This is a genomic window from Luteimonas aquatica, from assembly GCF_022662575.1.
Lineage (GTDB): Bacteria > Pseudomonadota > Gammaproteobacteria > Xanthomonadales > Xanthomonadaceae > Luteimonas > Luteimonas aquatica.
Map to the genome: position 1 here is coordinate 569332 of NZ_JALBFU010000001.1, position 24967 is coordinate 594298.

23 protein-coding genes and 1 other RNA gene are annotated in these 24967 nt (G+C 69.7%); 8 read left to right on the forward strand and 16 right to left on the reverse strand.

Annotated features, from left to right (window positions below; all coding sequences use genetic code 11):
- Positions 1-160 precede the first annotated feature (160 nt).
- Genes greA through carA form a run of 4 tightly spaced genes read right to left on the reverse strand, consistent with a single transcriptional unit; the run spans position 161 to position 5578 of the window.
- Positions 161-634, reverse strand: coding sequence for a transcription elongation factor GreA (gene greA, locus MD221_RS02690; RefSeq protein WP_242107626.1), 474 nt, complete (start codon positions 632-634; stop codon positions 161-163).
- On the reverse strand, positions 631-3930 hold the full coding sequence (gene carB / locus MD221_RS02695) for a carbamoyl-phosphate synthase large subunit (protein ID WP_242107627.1): 3300 nt from the start codon (positions 3928-3930) through the stop codon (positions 631-633). Before carB ends, greA begins: the two co-directional genes overlap by 4 nt.
- An 8-nt stretch (positions 3931-3938) precedes the next feature.
- The gene (locus tag MD221_RS02700) at positions 3939-4385 is read right to left on the reverse strand and encodes a DUF6973 domain-containing protein (protein ID WP_242108570.1); all 447 of its coding nucleotides are present in this window, start codon (positions 4383-4385) and stop codon (positions 3939-3941) included.
- Between the two features lie 2 nt (positions 4386-4387).
- On the reverse strand, positions 4388-5578 hold the full coding sequence (gene carA, locus MD221_RS02705) for a glutamine-hydrolyzing carbamoyl-phosphate synthase small subunit (RefSeq protein WP_242107628.1): 1191 nt from the start codon (positions 5576-5578) through the stop codon (positions 4388-4390).
- 166 nt (positions 5579-5744) lie between these two features.
- Here carA and MD221_RS02710 point away from each other — a divergent pair, with 166 nt between their 5' ends.
- From MD221_RS02710 to MD221_RS02720, 3 genes are read left to right on the forward strand one after another with little or no spacing between them, the layout of a single operon-like run.
- Positions 5745-6482, forward strand: a complete 738-nt coding sequence (locus tag MD221_RS02710; protein WP_242107629.1) for a prolipoprotein diacylglyceryl transferase — start codon at positions 5745-5747, stop codon at positions 6480-6482.
- The gene (locus MD221_RS02715) at positions 6470-7900 is read left to right on the forward strand and encodes a radical SAM protein (RefSeq protein WP_242107630.1); all 1431 of its coding nucleotides are present in this window, start codon (positions 6470-6472) and stop codon (positions 7898-7900) included. Before MD221_RS02710 ends, MD221_RS02715 begins: the two co-directional genes overlap by 13 nt.
- Positions 7897-8283, forward strand: coding sequence for a hypothetical protein (locus MD221_RS02720; protein WP_242107631.1), 387 nt, complete (start codon positions 7897-7899; stop codon positions 8281-8283). Before MD221_RS02715 ends, MD221_RS02720 begins: the two co-directional genes overlap by 4 nt.
- A 42-nt stretch (positions 8284-8325) precedes the next feature.
- Here the strand turns inward: MD221_RS02720 and dapB are convergent, their stop codons facing one another.
- Positions 8326-9051 carry a 4-hydroxy-tetrahydrodipicolinate reductase gene (dapB, locus tag MD221_RS02725; protein ID WP_242107633.1) on the reverse strand — a complete coding sequence of 242 codons (726 nt, stop codon included), beginning with the start codon at positions 9049-9051 and terminating at the stop codon, positions 8326-8328.
- A 122-nt stretch (positions 9052-9173) separates the two neighbouring features.
- Between dapB and MD221_RS02730 the strand changes: the two genes are divergently transcribed.
- On the forward strand, positions 9174-9854 hold the full coding sequence (locus MD221_RS02730; RefSeq protein WP_242107635.1) for a 2OG-Fe(II) oxygenase: 681 nt from the start codon (positions 9174-9176) through the stop codon (positions 9852-9854).
- Positions 9855-10173: 319 nt separating this feature from the next.
- Here MD221_RS02730 and dnaJ read toward each other — a convergent pair whose 3' ends face one another.
- The 4 genes from dnaJ to hrcA all read right to left on the reverse strand — a co-directional run bounded on the left by dnaJ (position 10174) and on the right by hrcA (position 15194).
- Positions 10174-11298, reverse strand: a complete 1125-nt coding sequence (gene dnaJ / locus MD221_RS02735; RefSeq protein ID WP_242107637.1) for a molecular chaperone DnaJ — start codon at positions 11296-11298, stop codon at positions 10174-10176.
- A gap of 95 nt (positions 11299-11393) precedes the next feature.
- Positions 11394-13316 (reverse strand): molecular chaperone DnaK, encoded by a 1923-nt coding sequence (dnaK, locus tag MD221_RS02740; RefSeq protein WP_242107639.1) that lies wholly within the window; start codon positions 13314-13316, stop codon positions 11394-11396.
- A gap of 124 nt (positions 13317-13440) precedes the next feature.
- The gene (gene grpE / locus MD221_RS02745) at positions 13441-13950 is read right to left on the reverse strand and encodes a nucleotide exchange factor GrpE (RefSeq protein WP_425602186.1); all 510 of its coding nucleotides are present in this window, start codon (positions 13948-13950) and stop codon (positions 13441-13443) included.
- Between the two features lie 116 nt (positions 13951-14066).
- A complete protein-coding gene (gene hrcA / locus MD221_RS02750; protein WP_242107643.1) occupies positions 14067-15194 on the reverse strand; it encodes a heat-inducible transcriptional repressor HrcA in 1128 nt (375 codons plus the stop codon).
- Positions 15195-15319: 125 nt separating this feature from the next.
- On the opposite strand from hrcA, the gene recN reads away from it, so the two are divergent.
- The gene (gene recN / locus MD221_RS02755) at positions 15320-17020 is read left to right on the forward strand and encodes a DNA repair protein RecN (RefSeq protein ID WP_242107644.1); all 1701 of its coding nucleotides are present in this window, start codon (positions 15320-15322) and stop codon (positions 17018-17020) included.
- Between the two features lie 18 nt (positions 17021-17038).
- Here the strand turns inward: recN and MD221_RS02760 are convergent, their stop codons facing one another.
- Entirely contained in the window at positions 17039-17305 is a 267-nt protein-coding gene (locus MD221_RS02760) for a hypothetical protein (protein ID WP_242107645.1), read from the reverse strand.
- Positions 17306-17506: 201 nt separating this feature from the next.
- Complete coding sequence (fur, locus tag MD221_RS02765; RefSeq protein ID WP_242107646.1) at positions 17507-17914, reverse strand: ferric iron uptake transcriptional regulator; 408 nt, start codon at positions 17912-17914, stop codon at positions 17507-17509.
- Positions 17915-18019: 105 nt separating this feature from the next.
- Between fur and MD221_RS02770 the strand changes: the two genes are divergently transcribed.
- A complete protein-coding gene (locus MD221_RS02770; RefSeq protein ID WP_242107647.1) occupies positions 18020-18415 on the forward strand; it encodes an outer membrane protein assembly factor BamE in 396 nt (131 codons plus the stop codon).
- A gap of 31 nt (positions 18416-18446) precedes the next feature.
- Here the strand turns inward: MD221_RS02770 and MD221_RS02775 are convergent, their stop codons facing one another.
- Positions 18447-18710 (reverse strand): RnfH family protein, encoded by a 264-nt coding sequence (locus MD221_RS02775; protein ID WP_242107648.1) that lies wholly within the window; start codon positions 18708-18710, stop codon positions 18447-18449.
- Positions 18707-19138: a type II toxin-antitoxin system RatA family toxin gene (locus MD221_RS02780; protein WP_242107649.1), complete on the reverse strand. Its 432-nt coding sequence runs from the start codon at positions 19136-19138 to the stop codon at positions 18707-18709. The genes MD221_RS02775 and MD221_RS02780 overlap by 4 nt, the downstream gene beginning before the upstream one ends.
- A gap of 80 nt (positions 19139-19218) precedes the next feature.
- Between MD221_RS02780 and smpB the strand changes: the two genes are divergently transcribed.
- Positions 19219-19713, forward strand: a complete 495-nt coding sequence (gene smpB, locus MD221_RS02785) for an SsrA-binding protein SmpB (protein ID WP_242107651.1) — start codon at positions 19219-19221, stop codon at positions 19711-19713.
- 9 nt (positions 19714-19722) lie between these two features.
- Here smpB and MD221_RS02790 read toward each other — a convergent pair whose 3' ends face one another.
- Entirely contained in the window at positions 19723-21918 is a 2196-nt protein-coding gene (locus MD221_RS02790; RefSeq protein ID WP_242107653.1) for a CHASE domain-containing protein, read from the reverse strand.
- A 124-nt stretch (positions 21919-22042) separates the two neighbouring features.
- Here MD221_RS02790 and ssrA point away from each other — a divergent pair.
- Positions 22043-22395, forward strand: a transfer-messenger RNA (tmRNA) gene (gene ssrA / locus MD221_RS02795).
- 224 nt (positions 22396-22619) lie between these two features.
- On the opposite strand, the gene MD221_RS02800 is transcribed toward ssrA, so the two are convergent.
- Both MD221_RS02800 and MD221_RS02805 read right to left on the reverse strand, forming a co-directional pair.
- Positions 22620-23309, reverse strand: a complete 690-nt coding sequence (locus tag MD221_RS02800; RefSeq protein ID WP_242107655.1) for a YiaD family glycine zipper/OmpA-like lipoprotein — start codon at positions 23307-23309, stop codon at positions 22620-22622.
- 126 nt (positions 23310-23435) lie between these two features.
- Positions 23436-24899 carry a WS/DGAT/MGAT family O-acyltransferase gene (locus tag MD221_RS02805; protein WP_242107658.1) on the reverse strand — a complete coding sequence of 488 codons (1464 nt, stop codon included), beginning with the start codon at positions 24897-24899 and terminating at the stop codon, positions 23436-23438.
- Between the last annotated feature and the right edge of the window lie 68 nt (positions 24900-24967).

Genomic DNA, 24967 nt, shown 5'->3' on the forward strand with positions numbered 1-24967 from the left:
CGCAGCCGATGCCGATAGGGCATCGGTCTTGCTTGGGAAGTCTTTTGGCCGCCGTCCGTGGCGCGACAGGGCTGGCTTCGGAACGTCCGGCCCGGCCGTCCGTGGCCGGGCGTTCGCAACCGCAGCCGATGCCAATAAGGCATCGGCTAAGCGCGGTTGCTCACCCATAGTTGACCGCGACGATCTCGTATTCGCGGGTGCCGCCCGGGGCCTCGATGGTGACGCTGTCGCCCTCGTGCTTGCCGATCAGCGCCCGCGCCACCGGCGAGGAAATGGCGATCAGGCCCTGCTTGATGTCCGCCTCCAGGTCGCCGACGATCTGGTAGCGGCGCTCCTCGTCCGTGTCCATGTCGGCCAGGGTGACGTTGGCGCCAAAGACGATCTTGGAGCCGGCGTTCAGTGTCGACACGTCGATCACCTGGGCGTGCGACAGCTCGGCCTCCAGCTGCTTGATGCGGCCTTCGATGAATCCCTGCTGCTCGCGCGCGGCGTGGTACTCGGCGTTTTCCTTCAGGTCGCCGTGCGCGCGCGCCTCGGCGATCGCATTGATCACCGCCGGGCGCTGCACGCTCTTGAGTTCTTCCAGTTCCGCACGCAGGCGCTGCGCTCCTTGCGTTGTCAGTGGCGCTCTCATGCTGGTTCGTGTTCCTCTGGCTTCGAATCCGGGTGCTTCAGTGTCTGATGCAGTTCCTGCAGCGCCCACACCGGGCCGCTGCCGCGATACTGCAGAGAATGCAGCAACGCCTTCGCGCCGGCAATGGTGGTGGAGTACGTCACCCGCTGCTGCAGCGCCTCGCGGCGGATCGAGAACGAGTCGGCGATGGCCTGCTTGCCCTCGGTGGTATTGACGATGTAGGCGATCTCGCCGTTCTTGATCAGGTCGACCACGTGCGGCCGCCCTTCGGTGACCTTGTTGATCTGCTCGCATTCCACGCCGTGCGCGCGCAGCCAGGCGGCGGTGCCGCCGGTGGCGACCAGCGCGTAGCCGCGCCGCACCAGGTCCTGCGCCACCGGCAGCACGCGCGGCTTGTCCGGATCGCGCACCGAGACGAAGGCCTTGCCCGAGGGCGGCGGCGCCTTGATGCTGGCGGCCTCCTGCGCGCGCGCGAAGGCCGCGCCGAAGTTGCGGCCCACGCCCATCACCTCGCCCGTGGAACGCATCTCCGGCCCGAGGATCGGGTCGACGCCCTGGAACTTGGCGAACGGGAAGATCGCCTCCTTCACCGAGTGGTAGCTGGGCACGATCTCGCGGGTGGCGCCCTGCTCGGCCAGCGTCCTGCCGGCCATGCAGCGCGCGGCGATCTTGGCCAGCGGCAGGCCGGTGGCCTTGGAGACGAAAGGCACGGTGCGCGAGGCGCGCGGATTGACTTCCAGCAGGAAGATCGTCTCCTCGCCGGCCCCGCTTTCCTCGCCCCCGCTCTCGTTGGCCTGGATCGCGAACTGCGTGTTCATCAGGCCGACCACGTTCAGCGCCTTGGCCAGCGCCACCACCTGCTCGCGCAGGCGGTCCTGCACCTGCTGCGACAGCGAATACGGCGGCAGCGAGCAGGAGGAATCGCCCGAATGCACGCCGGCTTCCTCGATGTGTTCCATCACCCCGCCGATCAGCACCGCGCCGGCGGTGTCGGCGATCACGTCGACGTCGACTTCCACGGCGTTGTCCAGGAAGCGGTCGAGCAGCACCGGCGAATCGTTGGAGACCTTGACCGCGTCGCGGATGTAGCGCGAGAGATCCGCGTCGGAATGCACCACCTCCATGGCACGGCCGCCGAGCACGTAGCTCGGGCGCACCACCAGCGGATAGCCGATCTCGCGCGCCAGGGCGAGCGCCTCGTCGGGATTGCGCGCGGTGCGGTTGGGCGGCTGCTTCAGCCCGAGCTTCTCGACCAGTTGCTGGAAGCGCTCGCGGTCCTCGGCCAGGTCGATGGAATCGGGCGAGGTGCCGATGATCGGCACGCCGTTGGCCTCCAGCGCCTGCGCCAGCTTCAGCGGGGTCTGCCCGCCGTACTGCACGATCACGCCTTTGGGCTTCTCCAGCTCGACGATCTCCAGCACGTCCTCGAGCGTCAGCGGCTCGAAGTACAGGCGGTCGGAGGTGTCGTAGTCGGTGGAGACGGTCTCCGGATTGCAGTTGACCATGATGGTCTCGTACCCGTCCTCGCGCAGCGCCAGTGCGGCGTGCACGCAGCAGTAGTCGAACTCGATGCCCTGCCCGATGCGGTTGGGGCCGCCGCCGAGCACGATGATCTTGTCGCGGTCGCTGGGCTGGGCCTCGCACTCGTCCTCGTAGGTCGAGTACAGGTAGGCGGTGGTGGTGGCGAATTCGGCCGCGCACGAATCCACGCGCTTGTACACCGGCTTCACGCCGTGGGCGCGGCGCAGGGCGCGGATCGCCTTCTCGTCGCTGCCCGTGAGCTGCGCCAGCCGCGCGTCCGAGAAGCCCATGCGCTTGAGCCGGCGCAGGCGCTTGCCGTCGAGCGCGTCGATGCCGGCCGTCGCGACCTCGCGCTCGGCCTCGACGATGCCCTCGATCTGGTCGAGGAACCAGGGGTCCACGAACGACAGCGCATGCACCTCCTCCACCGACATGCCGGCGCGGAAGGCGTCGGCCAGGTAGAACAGGCGCTCGGGGCCGGCTTCCTTCACCTCGCGGCGCAGCACGGCCAGATCGTCGTCGCTGGCCAGGTCCAGGCCGGTGGGGTCCAGCCCCGCCTTGCCCGTCTCCAGGCCGCGCAGCGCCTTCTGCAGCGATTCCTGCAGGGTGCGGCCGATCGCCATCACCTCGCCCACCGACTTCATCTGCGTGGTCAGGCGCGCGTCGGCCTGCGGGAACTTCTCGAAGGCGAAGCGCGGGATCTTGGTGACCACGTAGTCGATCGTCGGCTCGAACGAGGCCGGGGTCAGGCCGCCGGTGATCTCGTTCTTCAGCTCGTCGAGCGTGTAGCCGACCGCCAGCTTGGCGGCGACCTTGGCGATCGGGAAGCCGGTGGCCTTGGAGGCCAGCGCCGAGGAGCGCGACACGCGCGGGTTCATCTCGATCACCACCACGCGCCCGGTCTGGGCGTTGATGCCGAACTGCACGTTGCTGCCGCCGGTGTCCACGCCGATCTTGCGCAGCACCGCGATGCTGGCATCGCGCAGGCGCTGGTATTCCTTGTCGGTCAGGGTCTGCGCCGGGGCCACGGTGATCGAGTCGCCGGTGTGCACGCCCATCGGGTCGAGGTTCTCGATCGAGCAGACGATGATGCAGTTGTCCGCGGTGTCGCGGACCACCTCCATCTCGAACTCCTTCCAGCCCAGCACCGACTCCTCCACCAGCACCTCGTGCACCGGGGACAGGTCCAGGCCGCGCTTGACGATCTCCTCGAACTCCTCACGGTTGTAGGCGATGCCGCCGCCGCTGCCGCCGAGCGTGAAGGACGGGCGGATGATGGTCGGATAGCCGACCTTGGCCTGGATCTCCACCGCCTGCTCGAAGTTGCGCGCGACCTCGGCCTTCGGGCACTCCAGGCCGATCTCCTGCATCGCCACGCGGAACAGCTCGCGGTCCTCGGCCATGCGGATGGCCTCGCGCGAAGCGCCGATCAGCTCGACGCCGTGCTTCTCCAGCACGCCGTTGTCGGCCAGGTCCAGCGCGCAGTTGAGCGCGGTCTGCCCGCCCATGGTCGGCAGCAGCGCGTCGGGCTTTTCCTTGGCGATGATCTTCTCCACCGTCTGCCAGTGGATCGGCTCGATGTAGACCGCGTCGGCCATTTCCGGGTCGGTCATGATCGTGGCCGGGTTGGAGTTCACCAGCACCACCCGATAGCCCTCCTCGCGCAGGGCCTTGCAGGCCTGCGCGCCGGAGTAGTCAAACTCGCAGGCCTGGCCGATGACGATCGGGCCGGCGCCGATGATCAGGATGGTCTTGATGTCGCTGCGCTTGGGCATCGTCTTCCTCAGTACAGGCGGTTCTGCCACCGCTCGGGCGGCAGCCAGGTGATCTGTTGCGCGTCGGCGGCGCCGACGCTCCCGTGGCCGACGGCGGCAAGCACGTCGGCCTGCATCTGCGACCAGCTTTCGGCATGCGTGCCGATGCGGGCGCCGATGCGGTTGTTGTGCGCATCCATGGCGCGGCTGTCGTTGCCCAGCCCGTCGCGCTCCATCACCGCGGTCACCCAGGCGACCCAGCGCGGCGAGCCGGAGTAGGCCACGGTGGCGCTGGCCAGCGCGTGCCGGTAGGCATCGGCCGGGCCGTTGCGCCCGCCCGGCAGGTCGGCGGCGAACCAGTGCGCGTAGACGCTGGCGAGGACGAAGCACGGATAGGCGGCCAGCACGAGCAGCGCCGCCAGCGGCCATTTCCACCGTTTCCGCAGTGGCCGGCGGCCGGTCTTCTGGCGGCCGATCTTCAAGCCGCGCGCTCCATCAGCGCGACGAAGCGGTCGAACAGCGGCGCGACGTCGTGCGGGCCGGGCGAGGCTTCCGGGTGTCCCTGGAAACTGAACGCCGGCGCGTCGGTCAGCGCGATGCCCTGGTTGCTGCCGTCGAACAGCGAGCGATGGGTGACGCGCACGTTGTCCGGCAGCGTCGCCTCGTCGACCGCGAAGCCGTGGTTCTGCGAGGTGATCATCACGCGCTTGCGGCCTTCGTCGAAGATGCCCAGGTCGATCACCGGATGGTTGGCGCCGTGGTGGCCGAACTTCATCTTCAGCGTGCACGCGCCCGAGGCCAGGCCGAGCAGCTGGTGGCCGAGGCAGATGCCGAAGGTCGGGATTTTCTGCTCGATGAAAACGCGGATCGCGGCGATCGCGTAGTCGCAAGGCTCCGGATCGCCTGGGCCGTTGGACAGGAATATGCCATCAGGTTTCAGCGCCAGCACGTCCGCGGCCGGCGTCTGCGCCGGCACCACGGTCACGTCGCAGCCGCGCTCGGCCAGCATGCGCAGGATGTTGCGCTTCACGCCGAAGTCGTAGGCCACGACACGGTATGCGAGTCCCTCGCCAGAACCCGCACCTGCCTGTGCGGACTTTGCAATGCGCTTCGCCCCCAGGCTGGCGAATGTGTCCGTGTCGAGGTCGAGCTGGCCTTCGCGCCAGGGATAAGCCTCGCGCGTGCAGACTTCCTTGGCCAGGTCCATGCCCTTCAGGCCGGGGAACTTGCGCGCGGCCTCGATGGCCCTGTCCGCATCGATGGCGCCGGCCATCAGCGCGCCGTTCTGCGCGCCGCGGTCGCGCAGCAGGCGCGTGAGCTTGCGGGTGTCGATATCGGCGATGGCGACCACGCCGCGCTGGCGCAGCCACTCCGGCAATGCGACCTGGCTGCGCCAGTTGCTGGGACGGCGCGGCACGTCGCGCACGATCAGGCCCGAGGCCCAGACCTGGCCGGCCTCGTCGTCCTGGTCGGTACAGCCGGTGTTGCCGATGTGCGGATAGGTCAGCGTGACGAGCTGACGGGCATAGGACGGATCGGTGAGGATTTCCTGGTAGCCGGTCATGGCGGTGTTGAACACCACCTCGCCGACCGAAAGGCCGGGCGCGCCTACGGAAACGCCCTCGAAGACGGTGCCGTCTTCAAGCGCGAGGATTGCTGTATCGGTCACGGGGATCGCCTACGTCAGGTTGCAAGAAACCGCCGGAGCGGCGCGGAACCGGTCCGGAGGCGGGGGGGAATCAGGCGAGCGAGAATTGTAGCGGCCTTCGCGCCGCTCCGCCAGCCCGCTCCGCCGATTTTCCGTGCCGCCGCCCCGCAGGGCCTACACTGCGGCGATGCCGCCGAGCCCGTACTGGATCCACACACTGTTCGAGGTCGCCGCCTACGCCATCGGCTTCCGCCTTTACCTGCGCGAGCGCCAGCGCCAGGCGCTGCCGGCCCTGGCCTCGCGCGAGCACGCGATCGCGGTGGCCGCCGGCGCGATCATCGGCGCCGCGCTCGGCAGCAAGCTCGCCTACTGGCTGTACGACCCGCTTTACGCCTTCGCCGGCTTCCCCGACCCGCGCCGCCTCCTGGAGGGGAAATCGATCATCGGCGCGCTGCTCGGCGGCCTGGCGGGCGTGGAGATCGCCAAGCGCCTGGAGGGCGTGCGCGGCTCCACCGGCGATGCCTTCGTGCTGCCGCTGATCGCGGGCATGTGCATCGGGCGCATCGGCTGCTTCCTGGCCGGCCTGAACGACCATACCTACGGCAACCCCACCGCCCTGCCCTGGGGCGTGGATTTCGGCGACGGCGTGCCCCGGCACCCGACGCAGCTGTACGAGATCGCCTTCCTGCTGGCGCTGGGCGCCTGGATCGCGCGGCACGGCGGGCGCTTCGCGCGCGAGGGCGACCGGTTCCGCGCCTTCATGGTCGCCTACCTCGGCTACCGCCTGCTGATCGAATGGATCCGCCCCATCCCGCTGCACTACCTCGGCCTGTTCTCCGGCCTGCAGCTGTTGTGCCTGGCGGGCCTGCTCTACTATCTGCGCGACATCCCCAGGATCGCAGGGACGCTGGCATGGCGAAGGTAAGGCCGTACCTGTTCTATGACAGCGCCGTCTCGGTCTGCTCGACCTGCCTGCGCCGCGTGGAGGCCAGCATCCTGATCAAGGACGAACGCGTCTACCTGGAGAAGTGGTGCCCGCAGCACGGACGCGAGCGCGTGCTGGTCGCCGACGACGCCGCCTACTACCGCCTGTGCCGCGAGCGCTTCGTCAAGCCGCCGGAGCTGCCGCAGCGCTTCAACACCGAGCGCCGCTGGGGCTGCCCCTACGACTGCGGCCTGTGCCCGGAACACATGCAGCACAGCTGCCTCACCCTGATCGAGGTGACCGATCAGTGCAACCTGCGCTGCCCGATCTGCTATGCCGACTCCGGTCCGCACCGCCCCGGCTTCCGCGACCTGGCCACCATCGAGCGCATGCTCGACGCGGTGGTCGCCAACGAGGGCGAGCCGGACGTGGTGCAGATTTCCGGCGGCGAGCCGACCCTGCACCCGGAGTTCTTCGCCATCCTCGATGCCGCCAAGGCGCGCCCGATCCGCCACCTGATGGTCAACACCAACGGGCTGCGCATCGCCAGGGAGCCTGAGTTCGTCGCGCGCCTGGCCGACTACATGCCCGGCTTCGAGCTGTACCTGCAGTTCGACTCGCTGCGCGACGAAGTCCACCAGGAACTGCGGGGCGCGCGCCTGCGCGAGATCCGGCTGCGCGCGCTGGAGGCGCTCAACCGCCACGACATTTCCACCACGCTGGTGGTGACGGTCAAGAAGGGCCTCAACGACGGCGAGCTCGGGGAGATCGTCGAATTCGCGCGCCGCCAGCCCTGCGTGCGCGGCGTGACCTTCCAGCCGATCCAGCATGCCGGCCGCACCGAGGGCTACGACGCCGCGCGCGACCGCCTCACCCTGACCGAGGTGCGCCGCGGCATCCTCGAACAGAGCGGCCTGTTCCGCCCGGAAGACCTGATCCCGGTGCCTTGCCATCCCGACAGCCTGGCGATGGCCTATGCGCTCAAGCTCGGCGACGACATCGTGCCGCTGACCGGCCTGGTGCCGCCGGAGGTGCTGATCGAGGGCGGCCGCAACAGCATCGTGCTGGAGAAGGACGAGGGCCTGCGCGAGGCGCTGTTCAAGCTGTTCGCGACCAACCACTCGCCGCAATCGCAGGCCTGCTCGCTGGCCGACCTGCTGTGCTGCCTGCCGCAGGTGCAGGCGCCGGCCGGCCTTGGCTACCGCAACGTGTTCCGGGTGCTGATCATGGCCTTCATCGACGCCGAGGGCTTCGACCTGCGCTCGGTGAAGAAGAGCTGCGTGCACATCGCCCAGCCCGACGGCAGCATCGTGCCCTTCGATACGTTCAACCTGTTCTACCGCGACGGCCTGCGGCAGCGGCTGGAGAAGCTGCGCGCCCAGGTCGAGGCCGGCAACGCCGTGGAGGTGATGGCATGAGCGAGGACCAGACCCCGTACACCCCGCCGCAATCGCCGATCGGCGGACCCCAGGCGCGGCCGCCGGCCGATGCCCGCGGCTCGCTGGGCATCGGCATCGCCCTGTTCTTCGCCTGCCTGGTCGGCGGCGCCGCGGTCGCCTTCCTGCTGCGCATCGTGCTGATGGCCGCGCTGCTGCAATGGGATTCGACGGGCCCGGGCCCGACCATCGTGCTCGTTGTGATCCCGCTGCTGCTGCCCTGGCTGGCCGTGGCGTGGCTGGCCGTTCACCTCGTGCGCCGCGGACAGACGCGCAGCGCGCTCGGCCTGCTGGTCGGCTTCGGCATCCTCGCCGCCATCGTGCTGCTGCTGGTGGCGGCCTGCTTCAGCCTGTTCGCCCTCTGACGACGGCCGCGGGCACGCGGCCGCGCCGTTCGCAGGGCACCCTCAGAGCAGGTCGCGCAGGCGATATTCGGCCGCCGGGCGCCCGGCCAGGCGGACCGCCGCGTGCAGCGCGCCGCGGGCGAAGATGTCGCGGTTGCCGGCGCGGTGGATCAGCTCGATCCGTTCGCCGGCGCCGGTGAACTGCACCATGTGCTCGCCGACGATGTCGCCGGCGCGCAGGCTGGCGTAATGCGGCCGCGCATCGCCGCGCTGCGCCGCGGCGCCGAGCGCGAGCGCGGTGCCGGACGGGGCATCCTTCTTCTGCGTGTGATGCGCCTCGACGATGTCGCAGTCCCAGCCGCGCAGCGTCGAGGCGGCACGCTCGACCAGGTCCTCGAGCACGGCCACGCCCAGGCTGAAGTTCGCCGCCCACAGCACCGGCACGCGCGCGGCGGCGGCCTGCAGATCGGCGCGCTGCGCCTCGGACAGGCCGGTGGTGCCGGACACGAAGGCGGCGCCGCGCTGCACGCACAGCGCCAGCACCGCGCCGAAACCGTCGGGCAGGCTGAAATCGATGGCCGCGTCGAACTCCGGCGCGCCGCCCAGTTCGCTGGCGGCGAAGTGCGGCACGCCCTCGACCACGCGCTGCGCCGGCGAGCGCGCCGAGACCGCCGCGACGACGCGGCAGTCCTGGCGCGCGCCGGCAAGCCGCAGCAGGGCTTGCCCCATGCGCCCGGAGGCGCCATGGATCAGGATGCGGACGGGCAAAAGGCGGACGGGTTCGCTCATGCATGCAGGCTAGCGACGCGCGCACGCGCCGGCAAGCAGGGCCGTCGCTCCCCGGCCGCGCCGGGCGAGGTTATGATCGGGCGCAACGCAACAGGCCGACTCCGCCCTCGCCGTCGCTTGCCATGCTGCTCGATCCCGCCCGCCTCGATCGTCCCGACGTGCTGGTCGCCTCGGCGCCCTTCGCGTTCCTGGTCGCGCCCAGGCAGTTGCCCGACGCGCAGCGCGATGCGCTGGCCGCCGATTTTCCGCGCTATGGCTGCGCCGGCTTCTTTCCTTATCGGGCGCAGGATTGCGGAGATTCGGTGCGGGCGCTGGTGGCCGAGATGATCTCGCCGGCCGTCGCCGACGCCATCGGCGCGCGCCTGGGGCTGGAACGGCTGTCCGAGCGGCCTGCCATCGTCACCCTGAGCGATGCCGTCCACCTGCGCCACGGCACGATCCATACCGACAGCAAGTCGAAGATCGCCACCGCCCTGCTCTATCTCAACCTCGACTGGCCGCAGGCCAGCGAGGGCTGCCTGCGCCTGCTCCATCGCGGCGACGACATCCAGGCGCTGGCGGCGCCGGAAATCCGTCCCGAGTACGGCACCCTGGTCGCGTTCCGGCGCGCCGACAACTCCTGGCACGGACACCTGCCCTTCGAAGGCGAACGCCGCGTGGTGCAGGTCGCCTGGCTGACCAGCGCCGGGGAGCTCTCGCGCAAGCAGCGCCGCGGGCGGTTCTCGCGCTGGGTGAAGAAGATCGCCGGCGCGCTCGACGCCCGCTGGGGCGCGAGGCGCGGGATCAATGCGCGGCATGACTAAGGCGCCCGGTTGGCGCTCATGGCTGACGTTTCTGGCTGACGCTTTTGGTGGGCATTTTCCGGCGGCGCCCTTTGCCGGAGCCCTGCTCCTCCACCGTCGTCCCGGCGGAAGCCGGGATCCATGTTGCCCTTGGCTGTAGGGCGGAGAAGCAAAAATGGGTCCCAGCTTTTGCTGGGACGACGCTAGAGGGGGCATTGCCGGGAAACGCGTCCTGATGTGCCGTCGCGACCGCCGGATGGACATGAAATCCGCAGGCATGAAAAAGCCCGCGCGGGAACGCGGGCTTTTGCGGGGCGCCCTTGATTGACGCTCGCAAGCGCTACGAGGTCATCCGCTCCCAGAAGCCCTTGACGCCGTCGACGAAGGTGCTGGACCTGGGCGAATGGCGGCGCGCGCCCTCGCCGACGAAGGTGGCCTCGAACTTCTCCAGCAGGTCGCGCTGCTCGGCGGTGAGATTGACCGGGGTTTCGACCACGGCCTTGCAGTAGAGGTCGCCGACGCCGCGGCTGCGCACCGACTTCACGCCCTTCTCGCGCAGGCGGAAGACCTTGCCGGTCTGGGTCTCGGCGGGGATGCGGATCTCGGCCTCGCCGTTGAGGGTGGGCACGCGCACCACGTCGCCGAGCGCGGCCTGGGAAATGCGGATCGGCACCTCGCAATGCAGGTCGTCGCCGTCGCGCTCGAAGATCTCGTGCGGGCGTACCCGCACCTCGACGTAGAGGTCGCCGGGCGGCGAGCCGGGCGGACCGGCCTCGCCCTCGCCGGACAGGCGGATGCGATCGCCGTTGTCCACGCCTGCCGGGATCTTCACCGACAGCACCTTCTCCTCCTCGATGCGGCCGCTGCCGCGGCACACCTTGCAGGCGTTCTTGAAGCTCTGGCCGCGGCCATGGCAATCCGGGCACGGCTGCTGCATCGAGAAGATGCCGCGCTGGAAGCGCACCTGGCCCCGGCCGTGGCAGGTGGTGCAGGTCTCCAGCTTGCCGTCCTCCGAGCCCGTGCCCTTGCAGGGCTCGCAGGCCGCCAGGGTCGGCAGCTCGATGCGCTTCTCGACGCCGGCGACGGCCTCCTCCAGGTCGAGCTCCATCACGTAGCCGATGTCGGCGCCGCGGCGCGGGCCGCGGGCGGCGCCGCCGCCGAAGATGTTGCCGAAGATGTCGCCGAAGATGTCGCCCATGTCGGCGAACCCGGGACCGGCGTTGCCGCCGCCCATGCCGTGCTCGAACGCGGCGTGGCCGTGCTGGTCGTACAGGCGGCGCTTGCCCCCGTCCGAGAGCACTTCATAGGCTTCCTTGCATTCCTTGAACGCGGCTTCGGCGGCCTTGTCGCCGGGATTGCGGTCGGGGTGGTGCTTCATCGCGCAGCGGCGATAGGCCTTTTTCAGCTCTTCGTCGCCGGCGTTGCGGGCCACGCCCAGGACTTCGTAGTAGTCGCGTTTGCTCATGGTGTGCCAGGTGGTGCGAAACGGAAGCAAGGCGAGCGGCAAGCGGAAACGGGAACGCCGCGAGGCGTCTCCCGTCTCCCGTCCCGCCTGGCGCCTTACTTCTTGTCGTCGTCCTTGACTTCGGTGAATTCGGCGTCGACCACGTCGTCGCCCTTGCGCGCGCCGCCGGCGTCGCCATCGGCGTCGCCGGACGGGGACTGCGCCGCCGCGGCGGCCGCGAACAGCGACTGCGCGGCTTCCTCCAGCGCGCGCGACTTGGCCTCGATCTGCGCCTGGTCGTCGCCCTTCATCGCGGCCTCGACCTCGGCGATGGCGGCCTCGACGCGGCCGATCACGTCGCCCGGCACCTTGTCGCCGTTGTCCTTGATCGCGCTGCGCGCGCCGTGCACGAGGGCATCGGCCTGGTTGCGGGCGCTGACCAGCTCGTGGAACTTCTTGTCCTCCTCGCGGTGCGCCTCGGCGTCGGCGACCATGCGCTGGATCTCGTCGTCGGACAGGCCCGAGCCGGCCTTGATCTCGACCTTCTGCTCCTTGCCGGTCTTCTTGTCCTTGGCGGTGACGTGGACGATGCCGTTGGCGTCGATGTCGAAGGACACCTCCACCTGCGGCATGCCGCGCGGCGCGGCGTCGATGCCGGTCAGGTCGAACTTGGCCAGCGATTTGTTGTAGCGGGCCTGCTCGCGCTCGCCCTGCAGCACGTGCACGGTCACGGCCGACTGGTTGTCCTCGGCGGTGGAGAAGGTCTGCGAAGCCTTGGTCGGGATGGTGGTGTTCTTCTCGATGATCTTGGTGAACACGCCGCCCAGGGTCTCGATGCCCAGGCTCAGCGGGGTCACGTCGAGCAGCAGCACGTCCTTGACGTCGCCGGCCAGCACGCCGCCCTGCACCGCCGCGCCGATCGCCACGGCCTCGTCCGGGTTGACGTCCTTGCGCGGCTCCTTGCCGAAGAACTCGGCCACCGCCTGCTGCACCTTGGGCATGCGGGTCTGGCCGCCGACCAGGATCACCTCGCCGATGTCGCCGGCGCGCAGGCCCGCGTCGTTGAGCGCGGTGCGGCAGGGCTCGATGGTCTTCTTCACCAGGTCCTCGACCAGCGATTCGAGCTTGGCGCGGGTCAGCTTGATGTTCAGGTGCTTCGGACCGGAGGCGTCGGCCGTCACGTACGGCAGGTTGACCTCGGTCTGCTGCGAGGAGGACAGCTCGATCTTGGCGCGCTCGGCGGCGTCCTTCAGGCGCTGCAGGGCCAGCGGATCCTTGCGCAGGTCGATGCCCTGGTCCTTCTGGAATTCGTCGACGAGATAGTCGATGACGCGCTTGTCGAAGTCCTCGCCGCCGAGGAAGGTGTCGCCGTTGGTGGCCAGCACCTCGAACTGCTTCTCGCCGTCGACGTTGGCGATCTCGATGATCGACACGTCGAAGGTGCCGCCGCCGAGGTCGTACACGGCGATCTTGCGGTCGCCGCCTTCCTTGTCCAGGCCGTAGGCCAGCGCGGCCGCGGTCGGCTCGTTGATGATGCGCTTCACGTCCAGCCCGGCGATCTTGCCGGCGTCCTTGGTGGCCTGGCGCTGGCTGTCGTTGAAGTAGGCCGGCACGGTGATCACCGCCTCGGTGACGGTCTCGCCGAGATAGGCCTCGGCCGTCTTCTTCATCTTCTCCAGCACGCGCGCGGAGACTTCCTGCGGCGCCAGCTTCTTGCCGTCGGAGGTCTGCACCCAGGCGTCGCCGTTGTCGTGGGCGACGATGCTGTAGGGCACCAGGTCCAGGTCCTTCTTCACTTCGGCGTCGGTGAACTTGCGGCCGATCAGGCGCTTCACCGCGTAGAAGGTGTTCTTGGGATTGGTGACGGCCTGGCGCTTGGCGCTGGCGCCGACCAGGACTTCGCCGTCCTTGGTGTAGGCGACGATCGACGGCGTGGTGCGATCGCCCTCGCTGTTCTCGATGACGCGCGCCTTGCCGCCTTCCATGATCGCCACGCACGAGTTGGTCGTGCCGAGGTCGATGCCGATGATTTTTGCCATTGCTGTTTCCCTCTCGAAATCTTTGTCTGGTTGGCGGTCGGGCCGCCGCTAGGGGCTATCTGGGGCCGGGCGCCGGGCGTTCAAGCGCCTGTCATGCAAGCGCCCCGCCCCGGGGCACGTCCGTTCAGTCGTGCCGGGCCACCACCACCAGCGCCGGCCGCAGCAGGCGCTCGTTGAGCAGGTAGCCCTTCTGGAACAGCTGCGCGACCGCGCCCGGCGGCACGCCCGTCGCCTCCACCATGCTCATCGCCTGGTGTTTGTCCGGGTCGAAGCTGTCGCCGGCCTGCGGCGCCACTTCGGTCAGCCCGTTGGCCTCGGCGATGCGGTGCAGCTGCTTCAGGGTCAATTCCAGCCCGGCGCGCAGCGGATCGGCCTCGGCCGCCGCCGCGAGCCCAGCCTCCATGCTGTCGAACAGCGGCAGCAGTTCGCCCAGCAGGCGCTCGTTGGCGAATTTGCGGGCGATCTCGATGTCGCGGGCCAGGCGCTTGCGCTGGTTTTCCAGATCGGCGCGCTCGAGCAGCGACTGCGCGCGCAATTGCTCGAGCTCGGCCTTCAGGGTCTCGATCTCGGCGGCCTGCGCCTCGGCTTCGGACGCCTGGGCATTGGGGTCGAACGGCGGTTCTGTGGTCATCACGTGTCCTGAAAACGTTTCATCCGGGATCGCGGCGGGCTCGGCAACGCTGTCCCTGCCGGGCACGATCGCCCCGCTCCGCCGCGGACCGGCTAGCTATGGGGCTTGGCGCCCGCGATTCAACCCTGGCGGCCGGGATCGCCCGGCCCGGCGCCGGGCCGCGGCGGCGCGCCGCCCGCGCGCATCCCTGCCTCGCCCAGGGCCGCGCCGAGCACCTCGGCGGTGGCCTGCACCACCGGAATCACCCGGTCGTAGGCCATGCGCGTGGGGCCGATGACCCCCAGCACGCCCAGCACGCGGCCGTCGGCGGCGTACGGGGCGGTCACCAGCGACACCCCTTCCAGCGGCGCCAGGCCGGTTTCCTCGCCGATGAAGATGCGCACGCCCGGAGCGCGCACGGTGCGTTCGAGCAACTGCAGGATCTCGCGCTTGCGGGCGAAGGCCTCGAACAGGTCGCGCAGGCGGTCCAGGTCGGCCAGGTCCTGCACGCCGATCAGGCGGGTCTGCCCGGCGACCACCATGTCCTCGTTGCCGCGGTCGATCACCTCCGGCGCCAGCACCTGCTCGGCCAGCTCGACGGTCTGCGACAGCAGGCTTTCCATCTCGTTGCGCGCCACCCGCATCTCGTGCAGCAGCGTGGCGCGGATCTCCGACAGCGGCCGGCCGGCGAAGTTGATGTTGAGGTAGTTGGCCACGCGCTCGAGCTCGCCCGGGTCGAAGGCGCGGCGCGGCTCGACGATGCGGTTCTGCACGTCGTTGTCGGCGAACACCAGGATCGCCATGATCCGCTTGCCGTCCAGCGGCACGAAATCGATGTGCCGGAAGGCGAACTGCTCGCGCCGCGGCACGCTGACCACGCCGACGAAATGGGTCATCGCCGAGACCAGTTCCGAGGCGCTGCCCAGCAGCGACTGGGTGCCTCCGCCCAGCGGCAGTTCGTTCTTCAGCCGCGCCATCTCGTTGTCCGGCAGCGGCCGCACCTGCAGCAGCGAGTCGACGAAGACGCGATAGCCCTGCGGCGTGGGCACGCGCCCGCTGGAGGTGTGCGGCGCCGACAGCAGGCCGATCTCCTCCAGGTCGGCGAGGATGTTGCGGATCGTGGCCGGGCTGACGTCGAGCCCGGCGTGCCGGGCCAGCGTCTGCGACCCGACCGGCTCGCCGTCGCGGATGTGGCGCGCGATCAGGGTGCGCAGCAGTTGGCGTGCGCGCGGGTCGAGGGTCGGATCGCGGTCTGGAGGCCTGGCCATCGCAAGCGGGCGGAAAAGGACGTCAACGGTATAAGCCCGCCTCCGCGAAGTGGCAAGCCCGGAGTCGCAAGCCTTGCGCCGCCCCGATGACACGCTGGCGGGCCTCACGGCACAATTCGCGCCACATGCTCACCCGCCTTGCCATTCGAGATTTCGCCGTCGTCGCCAGCAGCGAACTGGAGTTCGGCCCCGGCCTGACCGTGATTTCCGGCGAGACCGGCGCGGGCAAGTCGCTGCTGGTGGACGCGCTGGGCTTCCTCTCCGGCCAGCGCGCCGACAGCGGCATGGTGCGCCACGGCAGCGAACGCGCCGAGCTGCATGCCGAGTTCGACCTGTGCGACGCTCCGGCCGCCCGCGAGTGGCTGCGCGAGCAGGACATGCTCGAGGAGGGCGGCGAGGCCGGGCTCTGCATGCTGCGCCGCACCCTGCGCGCCGACGGCGGTTCGCGCGCCTGGATCAACGGTCGCCCGGCGCCGCTCTCGCAATTGGCGGCGCTGTCGGCGCACCTGGTCGAGATCCACGGCCAGCACGAGCATCAGGCCCTGCTCTCCAGGCCCAGCCAGCTCGCCCTGCTCGATGCCTTCGGCGGCCACGAGGCCGCGCTGGCCCGGGTGCAGGCCGCCGCACGGCACTGGAGTGGCCTGCTGCGCGAGCGCGAGGCGCTGTCGAATGCATACCTATCAAAGCCGGGAGACGTGTCCGAGCGCAGCGACTGGCTGCGCCACCAGCTGGACGAGCTGGAACGCGAGACGCTGGCGCCGGAGGCGATCGCCGAGCTCAACGCCGCGCATCGCCGCCACGCCCATGCCGCAGGCCTGATCGCCGCCTGCGAGAGCGCCCTGGCCCGCCTCGGCGGCGATGGCGAGGAACTGCCGGCGCTGCCGCAGCAACTGCAGCAGTTGCGCGGCGACCTGGCGCGGGTACAGGAGCACGAGCCGCGCCTGGCGGAGGTCGACGCCATGCTCGAGGCGGCCGCCATCCAGGTCGACGAAGCCGCCGCCCTGCTCGATCGCGTGCGCGCCGACCTCGACCTCGATCCCGCCCGGTTCGAGGAACTGGAAGCCACGCTTTCGCGTCTCCACGATCTCGCCCGCAAGCACCGCGTCGCCCCCGACGCCCTGGCCGCGCACCGCGATGCGCTGGCACTGGAATTGGAGGGCCTGCGCAACGCCGGCGCGCGGCTGCAGGCGCTGGACGGCGAAATCGAGGCCGCCGCCGGCGACTGGCGCCAGGCGGCCCAGGCCCTGGGCCGGGCGCGGGCGGCCGCGGCGAAGACGCTCTCGGCCTCCACCACCGCCCTGATCGACGAACTGGGCATGGGCGGCGGCCGCTTCGAGGCCGCCCTGGAACCGCAGCCGCAGGACCGCCCCGACCCGCAGGGGGCCGAGCGCGTGGAGTTCCTGGTTTCGGCCAATGCCGGCCAGCCGCCGCGCGCGCTGCGCAAGGTCGCCTCGGGCGGCGAGCTCTCGCGCATCTCCCTGGCCATCGAGGTCGCCGCGCTCGGCTCGGACGCGGTGCCGACGATGGTCTTCGACGAGGTCGATTCGGGCATCGGCGGCGCGGTCGCCGAGATCGTCGGCCAGAAGCTGCGCGCCCTGGGCGACCGCCGCCAGGCGCTGTGCGTGACCCACCTGCCCCAGGTCGCCGCGCAGGGCCACACGCACTACCGCGTCAGCAAGGCGCCCGTGGAAGGCATGACCCAGAGCGCGGTAGAGGTGCTCGATCCCGAAGGGCGCGTCGCCGAGCTGGCGCGCATGCTCGGCGGCGTCAAGGTGACCGAGCAGGCCCGCGCCGCGGCGGTGCAGCTCCTGGACGGCGCGGGCTGACCCGGGACCGCCCCGCGCCTACTCCTCGGGCGTAGGCCCGGCGAGCTTGGGGTCCGGGAACGGCAGATGATCCTGCGAGGTACTGGACCGGGCCTCCCAGGCACAGCCGTTCCAATGGAAATCGGCCTGGGTTTCCAGGGTGCCCGCGCCGATGGTGACCGCCACCGCGCAAGCCTTCTGCCCGGGGCGCTCGGCGTTGACGGCTGGGATGCAGGTGCCGAGCCGGACCCTGGCATAGGCATATTCGGGCATGTCCCCGAACGCGTCGCGGTACAGCGCCAGCATCGCCGCCTTGGCCCCGGCCTTGTCGGGAAGCTCCCCCGGGCGCAGGCCGCTTGATCCCGCCGCAGCCTTCGGCAGCGGCTTCCTGCCACGCGCATCCCGCCAGCAGCAGCGCCGTCGCGGCCAGCGCCGCCGCGAGCCGCAGCCCGCGTTGGCGCCGGTGGGCGCGTCGAAACGGCATGCCTCGCGTTTCCCCGTCCGGCCTTATCCGCGCTTCTTGCGCACGTACAGCACCAGCGAGTGCTCCTCGAGCACATAGCCGTGCCGTTCGGCGATCTCGCGCTGCAGCTTCTCGATTTCGGTGCTCTCGAATTCGATGATCTTGCCGGTGTCCACGTCCACCATGTGGTCGTGATGGCCGCCGCGGTCGAGCTCGTAGACGGCCGTGCCGCCCTCGAAATTGTGCTTGAGGACCAGGCCGGCGGCCTCGAACTGGGTGAGCACCCGGTAGACCGTGGCCAAGCCGATCTCGTCGCCGCTCTCCAGCAGCTGCTTGTAGATGTCCTCGGCCGTGAAGTGGTGGCGGGCGCCCTTCTGCTCCAGCAGCTCCAGGATGCGCATCCGCGGATGCGTCACCTTCAGCCCCACCTTGCGTAATTCTTGCGATTCCATCGGGAGTCTCCATTCACTGACGGTTTAGCGCCAGCTGCCTGGGGAGTGGGTCGCGGCGGTCGCCGGGAGTGTATCATCGCCGTGATTTCCCTCGACCGGCCGTTCATGCGCAAGCTCCTGATCCTCGCCTTCCTGACCCTGGCCACGGCCGGCTGCGGCATCTTCTACCGCCAGCCGATCTATCAGGGCAACCTGCTCGAGAAGAGCGCCGTCGACCAGCTGCAGGCCGGCATGAGCAAGCAGCAGGTGATCACGCTGCTGGGCTCGCCCTCGGTCGCCGACCCCTTCCACAACCAGCGCTGGGACTACACCGCTTCGCAGCGCACCGGCCGCATCGGCCGCGCCGAGGTCAAGAACCTGACGCTGTACTTCGAGAACGACACGCTCGCCAAGTGGGACGGCGACTACTTCCCGGAGCAGGACGAGCAGCTGTCCAAGGACCTGCGCAAATCCTTCGGCCCCAACCTGGCCAAGGACAAGAAGAAGGGCCGCGGCCGCTGAGGGCGGTCGCCTTCGGCCCGACCGAAGCTCCCTATTCCTTGTTGCGCAGGGCGCGCCGCCGGCGCGCCTGCTTCGGATCGGCCAGCAGCGGCTGCAGCAGCTCCACCCGATCGCCTTCGCGCAATACGCGCCCGGCGTCGGCACGCTCTCCGTACACGGCGTAGCCGCCGACCCCCTCCAGCTGCAGGCCGCTGGCCGCCAGCGCGTCGGCGACCGTCGCACCGGCTTCCAGTCGCAGCTCGACCGTCTGATGGCGCCGCGGCCAGGCCCGCACCACCTGCACGCGGATGCTCATGCCTCGGCGCGGTCGGCCACGCGCACGAAATCGTCGACCATGCGGTCGGCCAGCGCCTGGAAGCCCAGGGCCAGGGCCGGGCCGAGCAGGCGGTTCTGCGGTTCGAAGTCCAGGGTCAGCGTCACCTTGCAGGCGCACTCGTCCAGGGCGTGGAACTGCCAGCGGCCGTGCAGGCGCTTGAACGGCCCCTCGCGCAGCGCCATGTCGATGTGGTGCGGCGGCGAAAGCGTGTTCTCGGTGGTGAACCAGGTGCGCAGGGCGCCGAAGCCCAGGTCCAGCCGCGCCACCACCCTGGCCTCGTCGGCCTCCAGTACCTGCGCCGCCTCGCACCATTCGAAGCGGCGCGGATAGGCCGCGACGTCGTTGACGAGGGCGAACATGCGGGCGGCGGAGTGTTCGACGAGGGCGCTGCGCTGGATCGTGGGCATGGACGGACGAGGCAAGACGGAACTGGACGGAACGGCGCGGAGCGGTGCACGCGCTCCTGCCGGCATGGGACAATGGAGCGATGAGCAAGAAGGGTCACAAGGATAAGGCAAACGGCACCGGCACCGTGGCGCTGAACAAGCGCGCGCGCCACGAGTACCACATCGAGGACCGCTACGAGGCCGGCCTCGCCCTGCAGGGCTGGGAGCTGAAGTCGATCCGCGCCGGCCGCGCCAACATCGGCGACAGCTACGCGGTGGTGCTCAAGGGCGAGCTGTTCCTGATCGGCGCGCAGATCACGCCGCTGATCTCCGCCTCCACCCATGTGGTCGCCGAGGAGCGCCGCACCCGCAAGCTGCTCCTGCATCGCAACGAGATCGACACCCTGATCGGCCGCGTCCAGCGCGACGGCTATACCCTGGTGCCCACCGCCCTGTACTGGAAGGGCAACCGCATCAAGGCCGAACTCGCCCTGGCCAAGGGCAAGCAGGCCCACGACAAGCGCGAGGCCAGCAAGGAGCGCGACTGGGCGCGCGAGAAGCAGCGGCTGATGCGGCGCCACAACAAGGACGCCTGAGCCTCGGCTTCAGGCCTCCGTGTCCTCGGCGCTCCTCGGCAGCGTGAACCAGAACGTGACACCCTCCCCGAGCCGGCTTTCGGCGCGGATGCTGCCGCCATGGCGCTCGATGATCCGCCGCACCGACGCCAGGCCGATGCCGTAGCCGGGAAACTCCTGCTGGCTGTGCAGGCGCTGGAACGGCCGGAACAGCTTGCCGGCGTATTCGGGCGAAAAGCCGGCGCCGTTGTCGCGGATGAAGAATTCGGCCTGCTCGCCCTGCCCGGGCCCCTTGCCGAACGCGATGCGCGCCTGGTCGCGGCCGCCGGTGAACTTCCAGGCGTTGTCGAGCAGGTTCTGCAGCAGGTTGCGCACCAGCGCGGCGTCGCCGACCGCGTGCAGGCCGGGCTCGATCTCGACGCGGACCTCGCGTTGCGGCTCGCTCTCGCGCAATTCGCGCACCAGGTCCGCGGCGATCGCCGACAGGTCCAGCGGCGCCCAGGTCAGCGGGCTGCGGCTGACGCGCGACATGCGCAGCAGCGCATCGATCAGCCCGTCCATGCGGCTGGTGGCGTTGCGCACGCGCGTGAGGTAGTCGCGGCCCTCGGCGTCGATGCGGTCGCCGTAGCGTTCGGCGAGCAGGCGGCTGAAGCCCTCGATGCTGCGCAGCGGCGTGCGCAGGTCGTGCGAAACGCTGTAGGCGAAGGATTCCAGCTCCTGGTTGGCGTGGGTAAGCTCGCGCGTGCGCATCGCCACCCGCGCCTCGAGCAGGCGATTGAGCGCCTGTTCCTGCGCCTGCGCGCGCAGGCGCTCGGTCACGTCCTCCACCTCCACCAGGCTGGTCACGTCCTGGCCGATGTTGCCGGACACCGGGGCGTAGGTGAGCTGCAGGTCGCGCAGCTCGCCGTCGGCGCGGCGCAGCCTGCGGGTGACGCGGCGCACGCCCTGCCCCGGGGCCCAGCCGTCGTTCGCCTCGTCCCTCCCGCCGACGAAGCGGCGCGTGAACGGCTCGCCCACCAGCAGTTCCGGCGTGCTGCCGAGGATGGCGGCGAGCGAGGGATTGGCCTCCACGATCGTGCCGTGATGGTCGAGCAGCGCCTTGCCGCTGGCCGAATAGCGCATCGCGTTGCGAAAGCGCAGCTCGCTGCGCCGGTACGACTCGCTCATCTGCGCCGCCCGCAGCTGTGCGGTCGCCTCGGTGCGCGCCAGGGCCAGGGTGATGCCCGAGAGCAGCAACGAGGCGATCACGCCCACGATCAGCACCGCCAGCAGTCCGGACGATCCGGCCAGCAGGCCGCCCTGCGCCTGCGAGCTGAAGTGCAGCAGCCAGTGGCGGCCATAGATGTCGAGTTCGGTGGTGCGCTCGAACAGCGGCCGCCCCTCGCGCTCGGCGGACAGCGCGCCGGGATAGACCGACAGGCCGCCCTTGGCGGCGTCCACGATGCTGATCTCGATCGGGCGCGGCGTGGTGCGCAGGATCTCCTCCAGCAGCGCCCGCGTATCCAGCGGCATGCACACCCATCCCTGCAACGCGCTCAGGCGCTCCGCGACCGTCCTGTGCGGCGGTTCGCCGCCGTAGACCGGCACGTACAGCATCAGCCCCGGGGCCGTCCAGCGCGTTCCGGGCATCAGCCGCAACGGCTCGGTCATCCGCGCCATGCTGCTCTTCGCCGCGGCGTTCATGGCCGTCCGGCGCGCGGTCTCCGAGTACATGTCGAAACCGATCGCCTCCACGTTGGAGGGAATCGTCGGCTGCAGGTAGAGCATGGGCCCGTAGCGCTGGCGCACGCCCGCGGGACGGATCGTGAAACCCGGCTTTCCGTTCGCCTGCGAGGACGCCTGCAGCGCCAGCAGTTGCGCGTGGTCGAGGTAGGGAGCGAAGCCGAGTCCCGCCAGCGCCGGAAAGTGCTTGTCGATGTTCAGGCCGTCGACGTAGTCCTTCCATTGCTCCGGACTCGGCCGTTCCAGCGAGGCGAACAGCGACACGCCGCCGCGGATCACCAGCTCGTAGTTGAGCAGCCGCTGCCGCAGCAGCTTGGTGATGCCTTCGGCCTCGGCCACAAACTCGGCGTGCGCCGCGCGCAATTCGTTGCGCTGCGCATTGCGCCAGTACAGGAAGACCAGCAGCAGCGAGGCCAGCAGCACCAGCCCCGACAGCAGATAGCCGCGGATCGGCGCGCGCGGCTCCTTGTCTGCGTCGAGCGGTGGATGCGCTGGCGAATTCATCGCGTTCAGCATACCGACAGTCCCCGCCGCTGCCGAGCGCGACGCTGCGCGGGCGGCCGCTTCGCCGGCCTTGCGCCGGCCCGCCCCGCCCCTATACTGGTGAGGTCAGCAATGGTCTTTCCCCGGGGGTGCACTGGCTTCGACGGGGGTCGCGAAGTTGCCTGGCGCATGCCGAGGGGGCAGCTTTCCTCGTAAATCCAGCGGCAAAACTCATAGTTGCCAACGACGACAACTACGCTCTGGCCGCTTAAGGCCTAAGCCCCGAACCCACTTGTGCCCGTGCTCGTGGATGTAGGGTCATCATCACGGGACCGCCGGGGCGGTTGTCTGCCAACCCCGGTTAAATCCAGCAGACTGGTCCGCCGATGCGCTTTGCGCGCCGTGCTGTCGGTGGACGAGATCTAACGGAGCGCTAAGCATGTAGTGCCGGGGATGGAGTGCCTTCGGACGCGGGTTCGATTCCCGCCACCTCCACCATCCTTAAAGAACCGACGGGCCTCCGTCGGTTTTTTTTCGTCCGCTCCCGGTTCGCTGCGGCGAATTCGGATGGCGTCCAGCAGCGCGCCTTCGGCGCCGGCGGTTGTCGCCATGGCGCTCCGCATGCCCGCCGGCTGAACCCGTGCGCGCGCCTGCAAGGCCGCGCAAACGAAAAAAAAGGCCGCCCGGAGGCGGCCTCGTTCCACAGCGGCGTACGCTCAGCCTCAGCTGCGCACCGGCACCAGCGTGATCTCCACGCGGCGGTTGGCGGCGCGGCCGCTGTCGGTGTCGTTGCTGGCGATCGGGCGGGTCTTGCCGGCGCCGACGGTGATCATGCGGTCGCGCACGATGCCGCGCGAGGACAGGTAGGCCGCCACCGCGTCGGCGCGACGCTGCGAGAGCTGCTGGTTGTAGGCGTCGGTGCCGACGTTGTCGGTGTGGCCGGCCACTTCGATCACGGTCTGGTTGTACTGCTGCAGCGTGCTGGCGACGTTGTCCAGCACCGGATAGAACTGCGACTGGATGTCCGACTTGTCGAAATCGAAGGTAACGTTGCCGGGCATGTTGAGGGTGATGTTGTCGCCCTGGCGCACCACGTCGACGCCGGTGCCGGCCATCTTGCGGCGCAGCTCGGCTTCCTGGCGATCCTGGTAGGCGCCGATGCCGCCGCCGGCCAGGCCGCCGATGCCGGCGCCGATCAGCGCGCGCTGGCGGCGCTCGGTGGCGTCGCTGCCGCTGAGCAGGCCGGCGACCACGCCGATGCCGGCGCCGATCAGCGCGCCGGTGCGGGTGCGGTTGGGGTCGTCCGGGGCATTGGTCTGGCCGGTGTAGCTGGCGCAGCTGCTGAGCAGCAGGCTGCCGGCGAGCGCGGCGGCGGTCGCGGCCGTGGGGAGTCGTGTGGACAGGCGCTTCATGGCTATACCTCGTCGTCCGGCGGGGGCCGGCATGCATGGGAGCCACAAGCTAACCTGTCGCCGCCGTCCGAGTGTGACGGATACCCGAATGCCGGGCTGCGCCGTGACGCCCGGTTCAGCGGGCCCTTAGTCGATCAGCGCCTGCGCTGCCACCGAGTTGAGCGCGTTGTCCCAGTTGCCCATCAGCGCCAGGTACAGCAGCTTGTCGAACTCGGTGCCGAAGCGGCGGATGACCGCGTCCGGATCGGGAATGAGCTTGGCATCGGCGATCAGGCCGAAATGCACCTGGCCGTTGTAGCTCATGATCGAAATGCCGATGCCGATCGAGCCGGTCTGCGGCACCCAGAACATCAGGTCGCGGATCTTGCAGCCGGCCAGGTACAGGGGCTGCGGAGGCCCGGGGACATTGGTCGCCACCGCCGTGGCCTTGCGGCTGAACAGCTCCAGCGCAAGCTCCTGTACTGCTTGAGGTGCCATGCCTAAAGCGGCAAGAAGCCCATATGCAACAATGGCTTGCCTGGAATTCTTGAGCTGATTCATGCACTCGGCGACATGCTCCAGCCGCCGGATCGGGTTCGGTTCGCCCACCGGCAGGTCGAGGAACACCAGGCCGAAATGGTTGCCAAGCTTGCGCGCATGCTCCAGCGGCCGCAGGTTCACCGGCACCGTCGCGCGCAGGATCAGGCCGTCCACGTCCTCGCCGCGCTCGATCATGTAGTCGCGCAGGGCGCCGGCCGCGGCCGCCATCAGCACGTCGTTGACCGTGCAGTCGCAGGCGCGTCCCACCGCCTTCACCTCCTCCAGGTCGAGCGGCTTGGCCCAGGCCACGCGCTTGCTCACGCCCAGCTTGCCGCGCAGCAGCGAGGGCGGATCGTCCGGCAGGGTCAGCGCCTGCAGCAGCTCGCGGGTGATCTCCCCGCCCTCCTTCGCCAGCATCGCGGCCAGGGTCGGGTCCTGCACCATCTCCATGCTCTTGCCGAGCATCTTGCCGCCGAGCTTGGCGTAGCGCTCCACCGCGCCGACACGCTTGGCCACCTCGGCGCCGTCCTCCTTGAGCCAGGCCTTGGCCAGCGCCTTGTCCTTGCCGGCATCGCGCGAAGTGTCGGTGAGCGAGAGCAGTACCTGCACCAGGGCGATGCCGTCGGCATAGCTGTGGTGCAGGCGCGCCACCAGCGCCGAGCCGCCGTCGTAGTGCTCGACCAGGTGGAACTGCCAGAGCGGCCGGCTCTTGTCGAGCGGGCTGGAGGCCAGCTGGCTGACGAAGCGCTCCAGCGCGCGCTTGTCCGAGCCGCCCTGGCCGCGCCGCCCGGGCAATGCCGCCAGCTGCACGTGCCAGTCCAGTTCGAAGTGCGGGTCGTCCACCCAGGCCGCGCCGGTGGGCGAGTCGACCGCCTTCTGGCGGAAACGCGAATAGGCCAGGAAACGCTTGTCGATGACCTGCTTCAGGCGTTCGAGCGACATCGGCTCCTCGAACATCAGCACGCCGGTGATCATCATCGGATTGGTGGCACGCTCCATCCGCAACCAGGCGGTATCGACGCGCGACATCGGTTCGCGATTGGCGCGCTTGCGCGGTTTCTGCGTGGCCATCCACTCCCTCCCGGATCAGGAACCGGAGTGAATCACGCGGCCCTGCGCCGGTCAACGCGAACGCGTTG

Bases quoted from the DNA above. Each gene is read 5' to 3' on its own strand.
- greA (WP_242107626.1), bottom strand. From the start codon at position 634: ATGAGAGCGCCACTGACAACGCAAGGAGCGCAGCGCCTGCGTGCGGAA.
- carB (WP_242107627.1), bottom strand. From the start codon at position 3,930: ATGCCCAAGCGCAGCGACATCAAGACCATCCTGATCATCGGCGCCGGC.
- MD221_RS02710 (WP_242107629.1), top strand. From the start codon at position 5,745: ATGCCGCCGAGCCCGTACTGGATCCACACACTGTTCGAGGTCGCCGCC.
- MD221_RS02715 (WP_242107630.1), top strand. From the start codon at position 6,470: ATGGCGAAGGTAAGGCCGTACCTGTTCTATGACAGCGCCGTCTCGGTC.
- MD221_RS02720 (WP_242107631.1), top strand. From the start codon at position 7,897: ATGAGCGAGGACCAGACCCCGTACACCCCGCCGCAATCGCCGATCGGC.
- dapB (WP_242107633.1), bottom strand. From the start codon at position 9,051: ATGAGCGAACCCGTCCGCCTTTTGCCCGTCCGCATCCTGATCCATGGC.
- MD221_RS02730 (WP_242107635.1), top strand. From the start codon at position 9,174: ATGCTGCTCGATCCCGCCCGCCTCGATCGTCCCGACGTGCTGGTCGCC.
- dnaJ (WP_242107637.1), bottom strand. From the start codon at position 11,298: ATGAGCAAACGCGACTACTACGAAGTCCTGGGCGTGGCCCGCAACGCC.
- dnaK (WP_242107639.1), bottom strand. From the start codon at position 13,316: ATGGCAAAAATCATCGGCATCGACCTCGGCACGACCAACTCGTGCGTG.
- hrcA (WP_242107643.1), bottom strand. From the start codon at position 15,194: ATGGCCAGGCCTCCAGACCGCGATCCGACCCTCGACCCGCGCGCACGC.
- recN (WP_242107644.1), top strand. From the start codon at position 15,320: ATGCTCACCCGCCTTGCCATTCGAGATTTCGCCGTCGTCGCCAGCAGC.
- MD221_RS02760 (WP_242107645.1), bottom strand. From the start codon at position 17,305: ATGCTGGCGCTGTACCGCGACGCGTTCGGGGACATGCCCGAATATGCC.
- fur (WP_242107646.1), bottom strand. From the start codon at position 17,914: ATGGAATCGCAAGAATTACGCAAGGTGGGGCTGAAGGTGACGCATCCG.
- MD221_RS02770 (WP_242107647.1), top strand. From the start codon at position 18,020: ATGCGCAAGCTCCTGATCCTCGCCTTCCTGACCCTGGCCACGGCCGGC.
- MD221_RS02775 (WP_242107648.1), bottom strand. From the start codon at position 18,710: ATGAGCATCCGCGTGCAGGTGGTGCGGGCCTGGCCGCGGCGCCATCAG.
- MD221_RS02780 (WP_242107649.1), bottom strand. From the start codon at position 19,138: ATGCCCACGATCCAGCGCAGCGCCCTCGTCGAACACTCCGCCGCCCGC.
- smpB (WP_242107651.1), top strand. From the start codon at position 19,219: ATGAGCAAGAAGGGTCACAAGGATAAGGCAAACGGCACCGGCACCGTG.
- MD221_RS02790 (WP_242107653.1), bottom strand. From the start codon at position 21,918: ATGAATTCGCCAGCGCATCCACCGCTCGACGCAGACAAGGAGCCGCGC.
- MD221_RS02800 (WP_242107655.1), bottom strand. From the start codon at position 23,309: ATGAAGCGCCTGTCCACACGACTCCCCACGGCCGCGACCGCCGCCGCG.
- MD221_RS02805 (WP_242107658.1), bottom strand. From the start codon at position 24,899: ATGGCCACGCAGAAACCGCGCAAGCGCGCCAATCGCGAACCGATGTCG.